The sequence below is a fragment of the Myxococcus hansupus genome (assembly GCF_000280925.3).
Taxonomy (GTDB): domain Bacteria; phylum Myxococcota; class Myxococcia; order Myxococcales; family Myxococcaceae; genus Myxococcus; species Myxococcus hansupus.
In genome coordinates this window covers 3,078,917-3,094,756 of the sequence record NZ_CP012109.1, presented here as the reverse complement: position 1 = coordinate 3,094,756, position 15,840 = coordinate 3,078,917, and the positions used below count along the sequence as shown (strand labels likewise).

The window sequence follows — 15,840 nt, the reverse complement described above, 5'->3', positions numbered from 1 at the left end:
CCGGCCTCCCAGCCTCACCTGCCCGCGGGCCGCGCGGGCAGTTCGCAGTTCTGGAAGACGATTCGCTGTTCCTCCTGCAGCGCCTGCACGGGCGTGGGGTGCTTCGTCTTCATGTACGCCGAGGTGATGTTGGCCTCCGTGCCGCCGAGCATCCGCGCCTGCACCGGGTTGCGGTCCGGATCCTTCCCCGCGTTGCCCAGCACCGTGCCGTAGCCGTCACCTCCATCCAGGAGGTACGCGTTCATCGCGACGCGGTAGCGGAGGCCGGAGACGGCGTTCAAGGCCGGGTTCAGCTCCACCTGCCGCGCCCCCACTCGCATCGACACGACGCGCGAGCCGCGCGGACGGCTGCAGTCCACGCTCAGCGAGGTGCCCTCCGACACGTGCAGGAAGGCGCCCGAGGGCGACGCGATGCTCTCCCCTGCCCGGTAGAGCGCGCCGACGGAGTGCTCCATCAGGTTCACGAGCTCCTGCTCGGTGAGGTCCACCGTCACCACCAGGTTCTCGAAGAGGATGAGCTCGTGCAGCACGCCGTCGGTCAGCGGCCCCCGGCGCAGCGACGTGCGCGTGACGCAGATGCCTTCCTGACGCAGCGACCCGCCGTTGACGATGCCCAACTGCGCCGGGGTCTGCGAATCATCCTCCGCGTGCATCAAGGCATCCGCGACGAGCTGGCCCAGCGCGTTGTTGTCGTGCCGGGTGAACACCTTGTCGAGCAGCACGTCGTGTCCCAGGTAGCCCACGACGGCATCGGGGTCGTCCACCAGGGGCTGGCACGAATCGTTGTAGGCGATGCAGCCGCCATGGAAGGCCCCCAAGGCGAGGGCGAGCGAAGCAATCACGGAGCGGGAGCGCGGCATCAGTACTGAGCCCTCACGGTCAGGAATCCGGACATGCCTTCGCGCGGCAACAGCCCCGGCACGCGGTCCGGGCGGGGCACGTCATCACGCAGGTCGTTGTCGAACAGGTTGTGCGCCACCAGGGCCACCTCGAAGTGGTCCAGGATGGGCTCGGTGCGAAGCTGCGCGGTGATGAGGCTGTACGAGGGAATCTTGTAGCGGCGGATGAGCTCCAGCACGGAGCGGCTGTTGTTGCGCCGCTCGGCGCCCGTGCGCACCACCACGTCGAAATTCACATACGCGCCAATGGGCATGGACACGCCCGCGTTGAAGCGCGCCTGCGGCGTGTCGGTGAGGAGGCGGGACTGGGCCGGCAGCTCCAGGTCCTCGGCGCGGGAGATGCTGGCGTTGAGCCACACATACGCGCGCTTGGACGCCTCCAGCCGCGCCTCGCCCTCCACGCCATAGACGCGCACGCCCAGCTCGCGGTTGCGCAGCGGGACGATGTTGCCGGACGTGTCCACGGGGACGATGGGCGAGCCGAAGAAGGCCACGTAGGCATTGGCGCGCAGCCGCACGCGCGCGTCACCGGCGGCCTGGATGAGGTCGGCGCCCAGCTCGAAGGTGTCCACCGTGGCGGGCTGCAGCCGCGGGTTCCCCTCGAAGCGGCCCTGGTTGTACTCGGTGTCGGGGATGCGCTCGACCAGCTCCTGCAGCGTGGGGGCGCGGAAGGCGCGGCCATACAGGGCCTTGAGCACCAGCGCGTCCGTGGCGGCGAACACCAGGCCCACGCGCGGGTTGAGCGTGGGCACGAAGCGCGTGCCGTTGATGGCGCCCGAGCCATCCACCGTGGGCAACTGGGTGGCATCCATGCGCACGCCAAACGTCAGCGTGAGCGCGTTGACGACGGTCCACTGGTCCTGCGCGAAGAGCCCCACGTTGAGCCGGCGGGACGCGGGGCCTCCCACCAGGTCCACCAGGCCCTCGGGCCGCGTCAGCCCCTCCGGACGCACCTGCGCGTCCAGCGTGTAGTTCGTCTCGTACTCGTAGGTGCCCAGCGTCTGCTGCTCCACCACCGCGCCCAGGGACAGGCGGTTGTAGGCGCTCAAGGCCACGTCGGCGTCCATGCTTCCGGTGAGCGAGCGCACGGCGACGCGCGTCTGCTCCTGCATCCCCTCCTCGAACAGCCGGCTCGCGCCCGAGCCCGTGGTGAACCGGCGGGGCGTGATTTGAAAGAAGCGGTCGGTGGACTGCTGGTCATACGCGGCCCGGGCCCGCAGCGTCACGTCGGGCCCGAAGTTGCGCTCCCAGGTCAGGTCCGCGAGGAACACGTTCCAGCCCAGCTTCGAGTCCTCGCCCACGGCGTCGAACAGGCCCAACAGGGCGCTGCGGCGCTCCGTGAGGTACCGCGCGGAAGCCGCCAGACGGCCCGCGCTGCCCATGGCGTAGGAGGCGCCCGCGCCCGCGTTGAAGAGGAAGCGATCGTCGCGGGTCCGGCCGGCCGGGTCCGCCACGTCGCGCAGCCCTTGCGAAATCGACTCGTCGTCGAGCCCGTCGTTCTCGATGAGCGTCGAATCGCCCGCCTGGCTCCACACGTCCACGTCCGCGAAGAGGCGCAGGTCACCCGCCGTGTGCCCGGCGGAGAGATGGCCGTTGCCCGTGGCCGCGATGCGGTCCTCCTGACCGGGGAACCCACCGACGGAGACGGCCGAGCGGACACCATCCGTGCGGTCCGTCACGATGTTGACCACGCCCAGGAAGGCCCCCGCGCCGTGCAGCGCGGAACCCGGGCCGCGGATGACCTCCACGCGCTCCAGGTTCTCCACCGGCAGGTTCATCAGCGCCTTGCCGTCGAAGAAGTTGTTGAGCCGGTGGCCGTTGAGGAGGAACAGCACCTCCGCGTCGTTGCGCAGGCCGCGGATGGCGGTGCGGTGGAAGCCCTGCACGTCGCGGCTCACGGACAGGCCCGGCACCACGTCCAGCACGTCCGCCACGGTGCGCGCGCCCAGGGAGCGGAGCTGCTGGCGGCCGAACGAAGCGCCAATGGCGGGCACCGTGCGCACCGTCGCCTCGTGGCGCGTGGCCAGCGCCAGCGTGTCCTCGGCGCTGTAGAGGGCCAGGTCCTCCTCCAGCTCCGAACGGGCCGGCGCGGCCGCCCGTGGCGCGGGCGTCGCCACGGTGGACGCCGAGGCGCGGGGCGCGCGGGTGGACTCCACGGGCTCGGAGGCGGACTCCGAGGGCAGGTCCGCGGTGAGCGCCGCCATCGAGTCATCCACCTTCCGGGGCGCATCCGAGCGAGGCGCCGCGGCTTGCGCGTTGGCGCGGGGACGCTCGGGAGGAGGCGTGCGCTCCGGCGCGGGGGGACGCTCCGGCGTCGCCGTGCGGGGCGCCTTGCCCGGCGCGGGGCGGCGCTCGGGAGGGGGCGGGGGCCGCGCGACGGAGGCGCTGGCCGGCGTCTCGCCGCCCACGAGCACCCGGGCGGGACGCGACGCGGACTGGAAGAGCGGGACGCGCTCGCCGTCCGCGGTGAGGCCCTCGATGTAGTACTCGAAGCCCGGCGGCACGACGTGCTCGGCGGGAATCATGGCGCGGTACAGGTCGCCGTATTCGCGCTCCATGGGCCGGCGGGCGTAGGGCTCACCAGGGCCGCGGTAGCGGACATACAGCTCGAGCACGCGGCGGCCTTCCACCAGCGTGGCATCGAGCGGGAGCGCGACGCGGGGTTCGGCGCGCTCTGGAGGAGAATGCAGAAGCCCCGGCTCCTCGGCGCGGCCGGGCACCGCCATCATGAGGACCAGGCTGAGAAGGGTCGCGCGAGCGTGTGCAGTTCTCAAGGCTGAGGACCATGGTCCTTTGCCCGTCACGCACAGTCAAGGAACGCACCCGACACCCGGGGCCGCCGTTTTTTTGCCGGGTCCACGGCGCCGTGCGAGGGATTGCGGCACTCCATGCGCGCTTCGCTCGCCTTGCACCTCGCCCTGTTCCGACGCCAGCGCGCGCAAATCGCCCGAGTGGTGGACGGACAGACGGCATCCTTCCGTGCCTACGAGGCCCGCTTCCGGCGGCGCACCACGGCCTATCGGAACCTCACCACCCTGCCCGCCGTGTACCAGCAGGTGCAGGCCGCGGACGTGGTCTACGTCGGCGACTACCACACGCTCCCGCTCGCGCAGGAAACGTACCTCACACTGGTGGAGCGGGCCGTGGCCTCGGGCCGCCGCGTCATCATGGCGCTCGAGTGCGTGGAAGGCCGTCACCAGGCCACGGTGGATGCGTGGCGGGCGGGCCGAATCACGGAGCGCTCCCTGCTGGCGAAGCTGGGCCCGGGCACCGGCTCCGGTTCACGCGCCCTGCTCGCCTTCGCGCGCAAGCACAAGCTGGAGGTGGTGGGCATCGACCGCCGGGCCCAGGGCGAACGTTCGTTGGAGCTGCGGGATGCGTACGCGGCCGAGCGCATCGCCCGCGCCGCCCGCGCGTCCGACAGGCCCCTCGTCATGGTGCTGGTGGGCCAGTACCACGTCGCGCCCTGCCACCTCCCCGCGCAGGTGGAGCGCGCGTTGGGCGCGGAGACGCGCAAGGGACTCATCCTGTACCAGAACGCCGAAGGCATCTGGTGGCGGCTGGCGCGAGAGGGCCGCGCGGGCGCCGTGGAGGCCGTGGAACTCGCGGACGGCGCCCTGTGCCTGATGAACGCGTCGCCCGTCGTGTGCCAGCAGAGCTTCCTGGACTACCTGGAGGCGGAGGCCGGCGACGCCCCCCTGCTCGACCGTGGCGCCGCGGAGCGCTTCCGGGAGATGTCCTCGTTGATCGGCCGGCTCGCGGGCGTGTCCGTGGGCCGGGCGTTGGACACCGTGGACGTGGTCACCGCCGCGGACGGCGACGTCCTGGCGCGCATCCAACGGCGCGGACGCTTCACTCAAACCGAGCTCGCCCAGCTCCGCCGGCACATCCTGTCGCGTGAGAGCAGCTACATCCCACGCGCGCGAATGGCCTACCTCGCGTCGCTGTCCCTGAACCACGCGGCGGAGGAGGCGGCGCACTTCGTCCGTCACTGCGCCGTGGGTGACGCCATGGACGCGCCTCGCAACGCGTCGGAGGCCTTCTACGCGCGCTGCCTGGAAGAGGCGCTGGGCTTCTTCGGCTCGAAGCTCGTCAACCCCCGGCGCACCTGCCTGGGCGTCGCGGAGTGGGCGAAGCGCTTCGGTGAGAGCCGTGGCGTGGACCGGCAGATCGCCGCCTTCGTCCTGGCGCACAAGGCCACGGAGTCGGAAGCCCCCGAGGAGGCCGTGAAGCTCCTCCCCCTGCGCAAGGACCGCCTGTTCCATGGCGTCAGCCATGCGCTGGGCTACCTGCTCGGCGACGGGCTGTACCAGGCCTTCGACGCGGGTCAGGTCGACAAGGCGGAGGTCCAGGCGCTGTTCCGGGACCCCTTCGTGGATCCTCGCGCCGCGTACTTCCATTGGGCGGAGCGCCTGGGCCTCTGAGGCGGACTACGTGTCGCTGTCGATGGGCGCGAACGTCCCGTCCGGCTGCAGCACCCTGCGCTGAGCGGGCGCCTGGGTCATCACCCGAATGGCCCCGCTGGGCGTGAGGACGTACGCGACGGGGTGCGAGGGATGCACCACCGCCACCAGTCCCAGCTCCGGGTAGAGCATGACCATCGCCAACTCCGTCTCCAGGGGCCCCCCGAAGAGGACGTGGTCGTGGGCCGAGCCCTCATACAGCTCCCCCTTCTGACGAGGCCGGGTGTCGATGTCGAAGACGCGAGAGTGCAGCTTCACCGCCTCCCGCTGCGTGAATCCGTCCGGGCCGTAGCGAAAGCGCATGTCGCCGCCGAGGGCGAAGCGCGTCGCGTCCATCGAACCCTGGAGCACGTACACGGAGATGTCGCCGTCGTCCTCCAGGACCACGACGGGGCTGATGGTGTGCCGCTGGAAGGCCTCCACGCTCGCAACCATCGACGCCTGGACCGCGCGGGCCTCGGGACTGAAGTCCCTGGGAAGCGCCTCCAGCGCCAGCGGCTCCACCTGCTCGGCGTCTTCCAGCGGCGCCTTGTAGGCGTGCGCCGGGGTGAAGGTCCCCGCGCCATCCAACACGCCGAAGAGGGAGTACCAGCCGTCCTCGAGCGGCACGGTGAAGAACCACTCCCCCGGGTCGGCGTCTCCATCCCCCTGGACGCGCATCTGTTCGGTGGCGAAGGCCGCCGCGCGCACCGTGTCGTAGATGGACATCGCGCGCGACTGGACCCGGATCAACTCCGCGTCATCCGGGAGGGGCACCGCGTCCTGCAACCGCGCACGGCCCGCGTGCGCTCCGCACCCAAGCAGGAGAACGGCGAACGTCATAACCAGGGATACGCGCATGGGGGACCTCGTCCAGGACGTCGGGTCCGCCCATTCTGCGCCAGCCGCCCCACCCGCCGCCATGATTCGCGATGGCGGGCCTGGGTGGCGGGCCCCCTGTCATGATTCAGAAACTACGTCTTCTGCGGCGCGTTGGCGTGCATGGCCTCCTTCACCTTCGCCTTGAAGGCGCGCATCTTCGCGCGCGCCTCGTCCTTCTGCGCGTCGGAGAGCTTGCCGCCAGCGGCCTCGCGCTGGGCCTGGAGCTCCTCCCGGAGCTGCTTGCCCTCCGCCTTGAACTGGTCCGCCTGGGCCTGGGTCAGCCGCCCCTCCGCCACGGCCTTGTCCATCCGCTCCGCCATGCGGGCCATCTTGTGGCCGTGCTTCTTGCCCTTGTGCCGGTGGTGCCCTCCGTATCCCTTGCCCTCGGCGGGGGGATTGGCGGACTCGGGCGTGGCCGTCTGGGCCAGCACGGGAGCGGCGAGGAACAGCGAGGCAACGGCAACGGAACGCAGCGTGGTCATGAGCTTCATGGTGGTGGGCTCCTCAGGTTGACGGAGGCGCCGGAAACCGGCCTTCCCGGCGCCTCATGCCCTGAAAAACCCCGCGCGGCGCGAAAGGTTAAATCCGCTGAAGCGAATGCCATTTCGCGCCGGCTCCCCTGCCCCACGACCTACCGCGTGGGGAGCTTCACCGCGCGGGTGGCGATGAAGCCGTTGTAGTACCGCGACAGGGCATCTTCCGGACCGAACGAGTCCTCGAAGAAGCCGACGACGGCGAGCCCCGCGTCCACCTGTCCGCCAATCTGGTCCTCCAAGGAGTGGCCCACGCAGAGCGGCTCGTTCGCATCCGTGAAGCGGCGGCGCTCCTCGTCGGACAGGCTGGTGAAGTCCGAATAGGGCATCCGGTACTTCAACGTGAAGATGCCCTGCTTCTCCAAGGCCAGGTCGAACAGGTAGTTCACGGGGTTGGTGAAGCCGGACAGCAGCACACCGCCAGGACGCAGCACGCGCGCCGCCTCACGCCACACGGGGCGCACCGCGTCCACGAAGCAGTTGGAGCACGGGTGGAAGATGAGGTCGAAGCTCGCGTCCTCGAAGGCGGAGAGGTCGCGCATGTCGCCCTCCACCAGCCGCAGCGCCAGGCCCTCGCGCTCCGCCACCAGGCGGTCCTGGCCGAGCTGCGCGGGGGAGTTGTCCAGCACCGACACCCGGGCGCCCGCCGCCGCGAACACCGGGGCCTGCTGCCCACCCGAGCCCGCGAGGCACAGGAGGTCCTTGCCCTGGATGTCACCGAACCACTCGCGCGGAACGGGCTTCGTCGGGGTGAGGACCACGCTCCAGTCGCCCCGCCGCGCGGCCGCGATGACCTCCGGGCTCACGGGAAGCGTCCACTTGTTGCCCGTGGCCACCTGGTGATTCCACGCCTCGCGGTTGTACTTCCGCACGTCCGATTCAGTCGTCATGCAACACCCTTCCTTCCATGCCTCCGGCCACCGTGACGACTTCACCGGTCACGTGTCCGGAGATTCGGTCCGACGCGAGCGACACCACCATTCGCGCCACATCCACGGGCTCGGCCACCTTGCGCAGCGGCATCGTCCGCGTGACGCGCTCGACGAAGCCCGGCTGCGCCAGCTTGTCGCGGCTGCGGTCCACCGCCGTCCATCCCGGGCACACGACGTTGACGCGGGCCAGGGGCGCGATGCGGCCCAGTTCGTTCTTGAGGCTCTTGAGGAAGCCGCTCGCCAGCGCGCCCTTGGCGGCGGCGTAGTCGGCATGGCCTGCTTCACCGAACAGCCCCGCGGTGGAGCTGATGATGACGATGTTGCCCGTCTTCGTGGTGGCCACGTGCCGGAGGAAGGCGCGGCAACACAGGAAGACGCTGTCCAGGTTCTCCGCCAGCGTGCGGCGCCAGCGCGTCAGGGACATCTCCCAGAGGGGCTCATCCGGGGCGGGCCAGACGCCCGCGTTGCACACCAGCACGTCCAGCCGCCCCAGCGCGGCCACCGCCGCGGGGACGAGCGCGTCCACGTCTGACTCCACCGTCAGGTCCGCGCGCACCGCGGCGCCGCCGACCTCGCGCGCCAGTGCCTGGGCCTTCTCGGTACTGGAGTGGTAGTGCACCGCGACCTTCGCGCCTTCTTCCGCGAAGGTGTGGACCAGGGCGGTGCCGATGCCTCCAGCGCCGCCCGTGACCAGGACGCCTCTGCCCTGCAGCTCCGTGTCCATCCGGGTGTTCTCCTCGGTCGTGCATTCACGGGGCCGCTTGTCGCGGAGTCCCGGGCACACCGGTGGCGTCCGGCGGCTCACGACGAGAAAAGGCCCCGGCTCCTGACAAGAGCCCGTCCGCTGACACGAAGGCCAGCGGAAAAATCCTGCCGGGCACCCCGCACCGGGACCCGCTTCCGCTCCAGGCCCGCTTGGTGCTTATCTACACCTAATCCTCTTAGGTTTATATCCAGGAGCCGCCCTTGGCCTCTCAGCACCCCACGACCACCACCCGGGACCACCCCTCCATCATCAGGTTCGAACGGAGGCATGTGCTCTTCTCCGTGGAGCACACGCGGTTCGAATTCGTCCGCACGCTGGAGCGACGTGCCAACGGGGAGGAGTTGCTCCTGGCCGACCGCTACCAGCGGCACGGGCTTTCGGGCCCCGTCGTCATCAAGCGAGTGCGCAGCCCCGCCAGCTCCGCGCGCCGGCACCGGCTGGTGGAGGAAGTGCAACTGGCCTACCGGCTCCACCATCCCACCATCGCCCAGGTGCACTACTTCAAGATCCACCGGGGCAGGCCGTACATCATCATGGAGCACGTGAACGGCCCCTCACTGGAGACCGTCCTGAATCTGATGGCCATGCGCGGAAGGCCGGTGTCCCTGGCCTTCGCGCTCCATGTCGCCGCGGAGCTGGCGGACGCCCTGCATCACGCTCACTCGCTCAAGGATGAGCAGGGCCGCTCCCTGGGGCTGATTCATCGCGATGTCAGCCCGCGCAACGTGCGGGTCGCGCGAACGGGCGAGGTGAAGCTGACGCACTTTGGCGTGGCCTATTCGCACCTGATTGGGAGGGAGGAGACCGCCGGGGCCTTGCTCAAGGGCGACGTGGCCTATGCCTCGCCGGAGTACCTCGCGGGCACGACGCTGACCTCCGCCTCGGACCTCTTCTCGCTGGGGCTGGTGCTGCTGGAGCTGGCCACGGGGAGACACCTGTTCGCCGCCGCGCCCGACTCGCTGGAGCCACCGCGCGCGAAGTCACGGGAACTGCGACTGGAGGAGCCCCCTTCCCTGCCGCTCACGCAGATGCTGATGGCGATGGAGGACCATGGCCCCCAGGACGTCGAGCGAGCCGCCGCGAGCCTGCCGCACGACGTGCGGGCCGTCCTTCACGGCATGCTGCACAAGGACGTGTCGAAGCGTTTCGGCTCGGCGGGAGCAGTGTGCCTGGCGCTCCGGGAGTGCCTCGTCCAGGCCATCCGCCGCACGGGCCGCCCCTTCGGAAGGGCCGACGTGGCGGATGAACTGGCGCGGCTCATCAGCGACGCCAGCGCGGTGCGCGACGAGGTCGAGCTGCTCGACGAGAGCCTCTTTCCCTCGGGCCTCGAGTCCCACGAACTGCCAGGGCGCGGCCCCAAGGACACCTGAGGCCCGTCCCCGACGCTAACGAGACAGGGCGCTCGCCATCACGACGAGCGCCTTGAGCTTCTCTTCGTCCAGACCTTCCGAGAGCGTCGCCAACCTCCGCTGCAGCGAGGACTGCTTCCTGGCGCCCGGCCGGCCCTCGCGGGAGAGCCCCAGCAGCTCATCCGTGGAGGTGCGCAGCACCATGGCCACCTTCCGGAGCGTGGACACCCGCGGCAGCATCTTCCCCCGCTCCATCCGGCTGTAGACCATGGGGTGCATGTCCAACAGCGCCGCCACTTCGGCCTGCGTCAACCCCAGCCGCGCTCGCGCCTCGCGCACGGCCTTTCCAAAAGTCGCTCCCAGTTCTTCGTCCATGGCTCGCCCGGCAGCCTAGCCCAAAGCCCGGTGGCCGCGGGTGGCGTCATGTGGCCCTAAACCTTTCAGGCCCACTCATGAGGAAGCATTTTGGCCTTCCCCGTCAGCCACGGGAACGGCATCCTCCCGGCAGGGTCGTGCTCGCGTCGAGTGACATTCGAGGTTGGACCCGCCGGGTGGGAAGCTCCTGGGAGACGGCATGGCGGCAGCGCAGAGGCGAGAAGCTTCGCCGGGGACACGCATCGCGGGCTTTGCCCTGGGCAAGCGACTGGGCAGCGGCGCGTGCGGAGACGTGTACCTCGCGATGCGCGACGGAGAGGAGGTCGCGCTCAAGCTCCAGGACCTCCAGCAGATGGCTGGGTGGCCGGAGCGCGAATGCGCCATCCTCTTGCGGCTGCGCCACCCCAACGTCGTGGGCTTTCGTGCCTGTGGCAAATACCCGGGCGAAGCGCCGCGGCTGTTCTACCTGGCGATGGAATGCGTTCGAGGGCGGACGCTGCACCAGTGGGTGGAAGAGGAGAACCCCAGCGCGCGGCAGGTGGCACGGCTGCTGCGCGGCATGGCCCTGGGGCTGGAGGCCACGCACGCGGCGGGCGTCGTGCATCGCGACCTCAAGGAGTCCAACGTCATGGTGCGGGAGTCGGACGGGGAGCCCGTCCTGGTCGACTTCGGCGTGGGAGACTTCGCTGGAGCGCCTCGCATCACCCAGGGCGTCCTGCCACCGGGCACCCTGCGTTACCGCAGCCCGGAGGCGCTGGCGTTTCGCAGAGGCAGCAGCAGCGCCACGTGCCCGAAGTACCGGTGTGGCCCCGCCGATGACGTCTACGCGCTGGGGGTCGTCCTCTACTGGATGCTCACTGGCCGCCCTCCCTTCCTGGACGTGGTGACGCCCTCGGAGGTCGAGGCCGTCATCTCCGAGGTGCCTCGCGCTCCCCACGCGGTGAACCCACGCGTGCCCGCAGCGCTGAGCGAGCTGTGCCTGCGGATGCTGGCGAAGGATGCCGAAGCCCGAGGGAGCGCGGCGGCGCTGACTGTCGACGTGGAGCATGCGCTCGCGACCGCGGACGCGACCTGGGACGCGCCCTTGTGCGAGTGGCGGCAGGGTGCCGAGGCTCCCACCCTCGGCGCCAGGTCCGAGGACGACAACGACGCCGCGCTGGTGATGTGGGTCGAGGCGGGTGACGCCCACTGGGCCGCGCCCAGGCGAGGCCCCCTGCCCCACAAGGCGCCACTGGAGCTGTGTGCTTCCGACGCCTCGCCGCCCCGGGGGCCTGCGCGCCGCCACGCCGCGCGGTGGGCCGTGCTGTTCGCCGGACTGGCGTGCGTGGTGGGCACGTGGCACTGGGTGGCGGCGCCCACACCTGACGAGATGCCCCAGGCCATCCGGGAAGTGGCTTTGCCCGGTGGCCCGCCGGAAAGTGAGCAGGCCGCGACCCTGCCCAGCCCTGGGTCCACCCTCGCGGCCGCCACCGCCGAGGTGGCGCCCCCGAAGAAGGAAGAGCTCCCCGTGAAGCAGATGCCCGACAGCGTGACGACTCCCCCGCAGCCCGCCTCCAGCGCGCGGGCCCTCAAGGCCGCGGCCCGGACGATGGTGGCCGTCGCCGCCTGCTCGGGCCTGGGTTGCCCCAGCGGCCCGCAGGTGCGCACGGCGCCGCCCGGAGAGCCCTGCCCGCCCGGCGCGGTGGAGGCGATGAGGAAGGCCGGAATCCGAATCGGGGATAGAACCGGCCTCATCTTCGTCGACGCGAAGGATTTTGGAGAACCGGTCCCCGTCCGGGAGGGCCGCGTCCAGGTCGAACTCAGCACGAACTTCGGAGCCCTCACGTCCGGCAAGGCCGTGGGCGAGCTGATCTTCGCTGACCGCGTCTACGGCCGCTTCACCCAGGCCTACACCCGTGGAGGGGACTACATCCCCGTGTGCCTGGAGATGGTCGAGCAGTACGGGGTCCGCGGCATCCGGCGAAAAGGCCGCGACCCGGGCCCTGGCAGCGCCACGGTCAGCAACACCGCCGTGGTCTACGCCGTGAGTCGCTTCGAATAGTGGCCTCCACCACCGGCCTGTTCCGCATGTCAGGGAAGTGATTGTCCGTGTTCACGCCACTGCCCATCCTGATTGCCCTTGCCTTCGCGGCCCTGCCCGCGGAGCCCGCGTACGCCCAGCCCACCTCCTGCCGTGAGTCGACGGAGCGTCCCATTGCGTTGGGCGATGCGTGGTGCGGCCAGCCGCCTGAAATCCGGGTTGGAGAAGGCGTCGTCACGGTGTTGCGCTTCGACACGCCCCTGGTACGCGCCGAGACGACTGGCCCAGGGAGCTTCCGCCGGGTCGTGGACGGTGAACTCCTCATCTTGGTGCCAGAGGAGCCCGTGACTGACGAATCCCGCGCCTCGCTCACGGTGTACTTCGCGGACGGAGCGGTCCCTACCCAGGCCACGCTCCACCTCGTCGTGGCGACGCCCGCGCGAGCGGAGCGGCAGGTGGAGATCTTCCGGCGAGCGCGCACAGCGGCCTCGCTCCAACGGGAACTGCGCGAGACGCAGCGGACGCTTCAGGAACTGCGTGAGGAGAACGCGCGGCTGCGCGCGGCGCAGGCGCGCCCCGGTGGCTTGATGGGGCTGTGGGTGAGTGGAGTCATGGGCGGCGCAGGCGTCGCCACACGAGAGCTTCTGGACGTCCGGAGACACGCGAGGAACAGCCTGGTGCTTCGGGCCGGGATGACCTTCCGGGCCCGGAGCATGTTGGTGGTCGTGGGCCTGAAGAACCCGCTGGGTGCGAAGCCCTGGCAAGTCACCGGCGCGGCATTGGTCGGTCCCGATGGCGCGGAGTTGAAGATCGCGCGGGTATGGGCCCCGGCCGCCATCAACCCCGGCGACGAAATGGACATCCTGGTGGAGACCGAGCCCGTGGAAGTCGCACCACGAGGCCCCTTCACCCTGACGCTGTGGGGAGAGGACGGCAAGCGCCCCGTCATCCTCGGCAACATCGAGTTCCCGTGAGCGACGAGCCAGCCGAGCGCATCACGCCAGTGCCGATATCCACGACGTTGGAGCAGGGCCAATCGAATGGGACTCGGCCACCAACACAGAGACCAGGGGGCAGCCTACCCCAGCCGCTGGGCTGCTCCAGCACTGCCACCGGCACGGCGAGTCGCCGCGATGCCTACGCGCTGGCAACCTGCACTGACACTGTCTCGTGCTGCATCCAACGAAACCCAGGCATGCCCGAAATGTGCGGTCTTACGGCGAGCGAAGCCGCCTCTCACATGGCCGGCGTCAAGATGACTGTGGAAGAGGTGACGCATGTCCGAAAAGGTTGACTGGGACCCCATCCGCGCGCTGGCACGCCGGGTCATCCGGGAGGGGGCGCCACTCGTCCTTGACGAGGATGTGCGCGCACTCCTCCGGCGCACAGCGCGAGAAGTAGGCATCAGCGATGCCAATGCTGCGCGCGCGCTCACGACAGAGGCGGGCGCCTTGGACCTCCTCAACGAGACCTCGCGACGCATCACGGACGGGTCCAACAGATTGATGGACGCGTTACACAGGATGTACCGCCACCAGAAGGCCGGAGACTTCGACAGCGCCCGCCAGGAAATGCGAGATGTGCTCGCCGTCGAGGAGGTACCGCGCTACCGAGCGACGGCACAGGGTCAGCTCGAAGAAATGGCGGACGAGCCGTAGCGTGGTGGTGCACCACTTCGACCGCCAGGGCGTCGTGGAGCAGTTGCCGGGCGCCATCTACGTCGCCGGCATCGCGACGGCGGTCCACTTCAACCAACATGCGGGACAGGCGGCGCGAGCCATTGGTGATGCGGGACGCAATCTCCCTCACGAGGACGGCTGCGCTTTCGTCGGGTTGGAGAGCCCGTCTCGACACGTACCTCCCTGCCTGATGGGCCTCCCAGTCGCCGCGACCTGACGCGCGGCACGGACCGATACCGCCCCTGTCATCCTCGCGACGCAACTGTCCTATGCTGAACAGTGTCTCCCTCGCGGCGCCCCAGGACACTCCCACATGAGCCCAGAACCCACGTCTCTCGGACCGCTCGCCTTGTCACTGTCAGGGGGTGGCTACCGCGCGGCGGCCTTCCACCTGGGGGCGCTGCGCCTTCTGGACGCCGTGGGGCTGCTCCCCGACGTGGTGGGTCTGTCCACCGTGTCCGGCGGCACGCTCACGGGGCTGGCCTGGGTGACGAGCCAGTTGGAAGGCAAGTCGTTCCGCGAGTTCCATGCCGGCTACTCCGGCTATCTCCAGCGCACCAACGTCATCGCCGAGGCCCTCACCGGACTCACGTCGAACCGTGACCACGGCAGCCACGCGTGGGCCAGCCTCATCCGCTCCGCCTCGGACATCTACGCGCGGCCCGACTTCCTGGGCGACCGGCGACTGGGCGCGGTCCTGGACTCGGACCGCGTGCAGTTGAAGGAGGCCATCTTCAACACCACCGAGTTCCACACCGGCCTGGACTTCCGCTTCCGCCGCAGCGACAGGCCCGGCGCGCTGCTGGGCAACAACGGCTACCGGGTGCCCCGCTCCGTGGGCCAGCACGTGCGGCTGGCGGACATCGCCGCCGCATCGTCCTGCTTCCCCGGCGGCTTCGAGCCCCTCGTCTTCCCCCAGCAGTTCCACTGGCCCCAGGACTACCCGCTCGACACGGCGAAGCAGGAGCTGGGCCCGAAGTTCGAGGGCGGACTGCCCCTGATGGATGGCGGCATCTATGACAACCAGGGCATCGACAGCCTGATGCTGGCGTATGGCGCGTCCGAACCGCCGCCCACGTTGATCATCTCCGACGTGAGCACCCAGAGCCCGCGCATGTACGACGTCCCGGAGAACCCCACGAAGCGCGGCTGGGTGACGCTCGATGGCGTCTCCTGGATGGCCTATGGCCTGTTCGCGCTGACGCTGGCCTCCGCCGCCATCCTCGCGTGGCGCGGCTTCGAAACCGCGAGCCAGGGTGCCTGGTCCCCGAGCGATTACTTCCTGTATCTGATTCCCGGCCTGATGAGCGCGGCGGCGGCCACCGCGCTGGTCTGGGCGCGCGCGCGACTCAACGACGTCATGGCGCTCCTCAAGCGGCAGATGGACCTGGACGTCTGGCCCTCGTTCAAGAAGCTCACGGTGCTGGAGTTCGCACAGATGCTCGTCCTGCGCGTCACATCGATGCTGGCGATGACGTCGCAGGTGTTCATGAAGCGCGTGCGCGGCCTCGTCTTCAGTCAGCTCTACCAGGACCGCCGCTTCAAGGACCGGCGCGTGTCCAACCTCATCACCGCGCTCACCGTGGACCGCCCCCACCTGTTCGCGAAGCACCCGTGGCTCAAGCCCGGCCCGCACCTGGTCGCGCTGGGCACCCAAGCTTGCCAGATGCCCACCACGCTCTGGTTCACGCAGGCCCGCCAGTTCACCGCCGTGGAGTCCGCCGGCGCGGCCACCCTCTGCTTCGTGCTGCTGCGCCACCTCATCGACCACCACACCGGCCAGTTCGAGGCCCCGGGCCAGCCGCTCAACGCCCTCTATGAGCGGCTGCGCCAGGAATGGTCCGTGCTCAACCCGCAGCGCCCCCAGCCCGAGGACCAACAGTCCGTGGCCGCCTGAAGGCCGGGCCACACCATGGCGGCCCTGGGCTCGCGAGCCACGAGCGCGCCCCGGCAGCGCATCATC

Annotated in this window: 13 protein-coding genes and 1 pseudogene; 6 read left to right on the top strand and 8 right to left on the bottom strand. The window is 70.0% G+C overall.

Features of this window, described 5'->3' with window-relative positions; translation table 11 throughout:
• Positions 1-14 precede the first annotated feature (14 nt).
• Both A176_RS12235 and A176_RS12230 read right to left on the bottom strand, forming a co-directional pair.
• Complete coding sequence (locus A176_RS12235) at positions 15-860, bottom strand: 5'-nucleotidase C-terminal domain-containing protein (RefSeq protein ID WP_002638651.1); 846 nt, start codon at positions 858-860, stop codon at positions 15-17.
• The gene (locus A176_RS12230; protein WP_044889085.1) at positions 860-3,673 is read right to left on the bottom strand and encodes a TonB-dependent receptor plug domain-containing protein; all 2,814 of its coding nucleotides are present in this window, start codon (positions 3,671-3,673) and stop codon (positions 860-862) included. The genes A176_RS12235 and A176_RS12230 overlap by 1 nt, the downstream gene beginning before the upstream one ends.
• 114 nt (positions 3,674-3,787) lie before the next feature.
• Here A176_RS12230 and A176_RS12225 point away from each other — a divergent pair, with 114 nt between their 5' ends.
• Complete coding sequence (locus tag A176_RS12225) at positions 3,788-5,323, top strand: ChaN family lipoprotein (protein ID WP_002638653.1); 1,536 nt, start codon at positions 3,788-3,790, stop codon at positions 5,321-5,323.
• Between the two features lie 6 nt (positions 5,324-5,329).
• Here the strand turns inward: A176_RS12225 and A176_RS12220 are convergent, their stop codons facing one another.
• From A176_RS12220 to A176_RS12205, 4 genes are all read right to left on the bottom strand, one after another.
• Positions 5,330-6,202 carry a hypothetical protein gene (locus A176_RS12220; RefSeq protein WP_021780906.1) on the bottom strand — a complete coding sequence of 291 codons (873 nt, stop codon included), beginning with the start codon at positions 6,200-6,202 and terminating at the stop codon, positions 5,330-5,332.
• Positions 6,203-6,315: 113 nt separating this feature from the next.
• Positions 6,316-6,714 (bottom strand): hypothetical protein, encoded by a 399-nt coding sequence (locus tag A176_RS12215; RefSeq protein ID WP_002638655.1) that lies wholly within the window; start codon positions 6,712-6,714, stop codon positions 6,316-6,318.
• 140 nt (positions 6,715-6,854) lie between these two features.
• Positions 6,855-7,646, bottom strand: a complete 792-nt coding sequence (locus tag A176_RS12210) for a class I SAM-dependent methyltransferase (protein ID WP_002638656.1) — start codon at positions 7,644-7,646, stop codon at positions 6,855-6,857.
• Positions 7,636-8,412 carry an SDR family NAD(P)-dependent oxidoreductase gene (locus A176_RS12205; protein WP_002638657.1) on the bottom strand — a complete coding sequence of 259 codons (777 nt, stop codon included), beginning with the start codon at positions 8,410-8,412 and terminating at the stop codon, positions 7,636-7,638. Before A176_RS12205 ends, A176_RS12210 begins: the two co-directional genes overlap by 11 nt.
• A gap of 242 nt (positions 8,413-8,654) precedes the next feature.
• On the opposite strand from A176_RS12205, the gene A176_RS12200 reads away from it, so the two are divergent.
• Positions 8,655-9,824 (top strand): serine/threonine protein kinase, encoded by a 1,170-nt coding sequence (locus tag A176_RS12200; RefSeq protein WP_044889084.1) that lies wholly within the window; start codon positions 8,655-8,657, stop codon positions 9,822-9,824.
• A gap of 15 nt (positions 9,825-9,839) precedes the next feature.
• Here the strand turns inward: A176_RS12200 and A176_RS12195 are convergent, their stop codons facing one another.
• Entirely contained in the window at positions 9,840-10,178 is a 339-nt protein-coding gene (locus A176_RS12195) for a helix-turn-helix domain-containing protein (RefSeq protein WP_021780905.1), read from the bottom strand.
• A gap of 199 nt (positions 10,179-10,377) precedes the next feature.
• On the opposite strand from A176_RS12195, the gene A176_RS12190 reads away from it, so the two are divergent.
• The 3 genes from A176_RS12190 (at position 10,378) to A176_RS12180 (ending at position 13,856) form a co-directional block, all read left to right on the top strand.
• The gene (locus A176_RS12190) at positions 10,378-12,219 is read left to right on the top strand and encodes a serine/threonine-protein kinase (protein WP_002638661.1); all 1,842 of its coding nucleotides are present in this window, start codon (positions 10,378-10,380) and stop codon (positions 12,217-12,219) included.
• Positions 12,220-12,266: 47 nt separating this feature from the next.
• Positions 12,267-13,172, top strand: a complete 906-nt coding sequence (locus A176_RS12185; RefSeq protein ID WP_002638662.1) for a DUF2381 family protein — start codon at positions 12,267-12,269, stop codon at positions 13,170-13,172.
• Positions 13,173-13,475: 303 nt separating this feature from the next.
• Positions 13,476-13,856 carry a DUSAM domain-containing protein gene (locus tag A176_RS12180; protein WP_044889082.1) on the top strand — a complete coding sequence of 127 codons (381 nt, stop codon included), beginning with the start codon at positions 13,476-13,478 and terminating at the stop codon, positions 13,854-13,856.
• A 61-nt stretch (positions 13,857-13,917) separates the two neighbouring features.
• On the opposite strand, the pseudogene A176_RS40545 reads toward A176_RS12180, so the two are convergent.
• Positions 13,918-14,007: pseudogene (locus A176_RS40545) on the bottom strand (DUSAM domain-containing protein); the annotation flags it as partial.
• Between the two features lie 183 nt (positions 14,008-14,190).
• Between A176_RS40545 and A176_RS12170 the strand changes: the two are divergent.
• Positions 14,191-15,774 (top strand): patatin-like phospholipase family protein, encoded by a 1,584-nt coding sequence (locus A176_RS12170; RefSeq protein WP_021780903.1) that lies wholly within the window; start codon positions 14,191-14,193, stop codon positions 15,772-15,774.
• The last annotated feature ends 66 nt before the right edge of the window (positions 15,775-15,840 follow it).

Coding starts and splice junctions, on each gene's coding strand:
- A176_RS12235 (WP_002638651.1), bottom strand. CDS start 860: ATGCCGCGCTCCCGCTCCGTGATTGCTTCGCTCGCCCTCGCCTTGGGG.
- A176_RS12225 (WP_002638653.1), top strand. CDS start 3,788: ATGCGCGCTTCGCTCGCCTTGCACCTCGCCCTGTTCCGACGCCAGCGC.
- A176_RS12220 (WP_021780906.1), bottom strand. CDS start 6,202: ATGCGCGTATCCCTGGTTATGACGTTCGCCGTTCTCCTGCTTGGGTGC.
- A176_RS12215 (WP_002638655.1), bottom strand. CDS start 6,714: ATGAAGCTCATGACCACGCTGCGTTCCGTTGCCGTTGCCTCGCTGTTC.
- A176_RS12210 (WP_002638656.1), bottom strand. CDS start 7,646: ATGACGACTGAATCGGACGTGCGGAAGTACAACCGCGAGGCGTGGAAT.
- A176_RS12205 (WP_002638657.1), bottom strand. CDS start 8,412: ATGGACACGGAGCTGCAGGGCAGAGGCGTCCTGGTCACGGGCGGCGCT.
- A176_RS12195 (WP_021780905.1), bottom strand. CDS start 10,178: ATGGACGAAGAACTGGGAGCGACTTTTGGAAAGGCCGTGCGCGAGGCG.
- A176_RS12190 (WP_002638661.1), top strand. CDS start 10,378: ATGGCGGCAGCGCAGAGGCGAGAAGCTTCGCCGGGGACACGCATCGCG.
- A176_RS12180 (WP_044889082.1), top strand. CDS start 13,476: ATGTCCGAAAAGGTTGACTGGGACCCCATCCGCGCGCTGGCACGCCGG.
- A176_RS12170 (WP_021780903.1), top strand. CDS start 14,191: ATGAGCCCAGAACCCACGTCTCTCGGACCGCTCGCCTTGTCACTGTCA.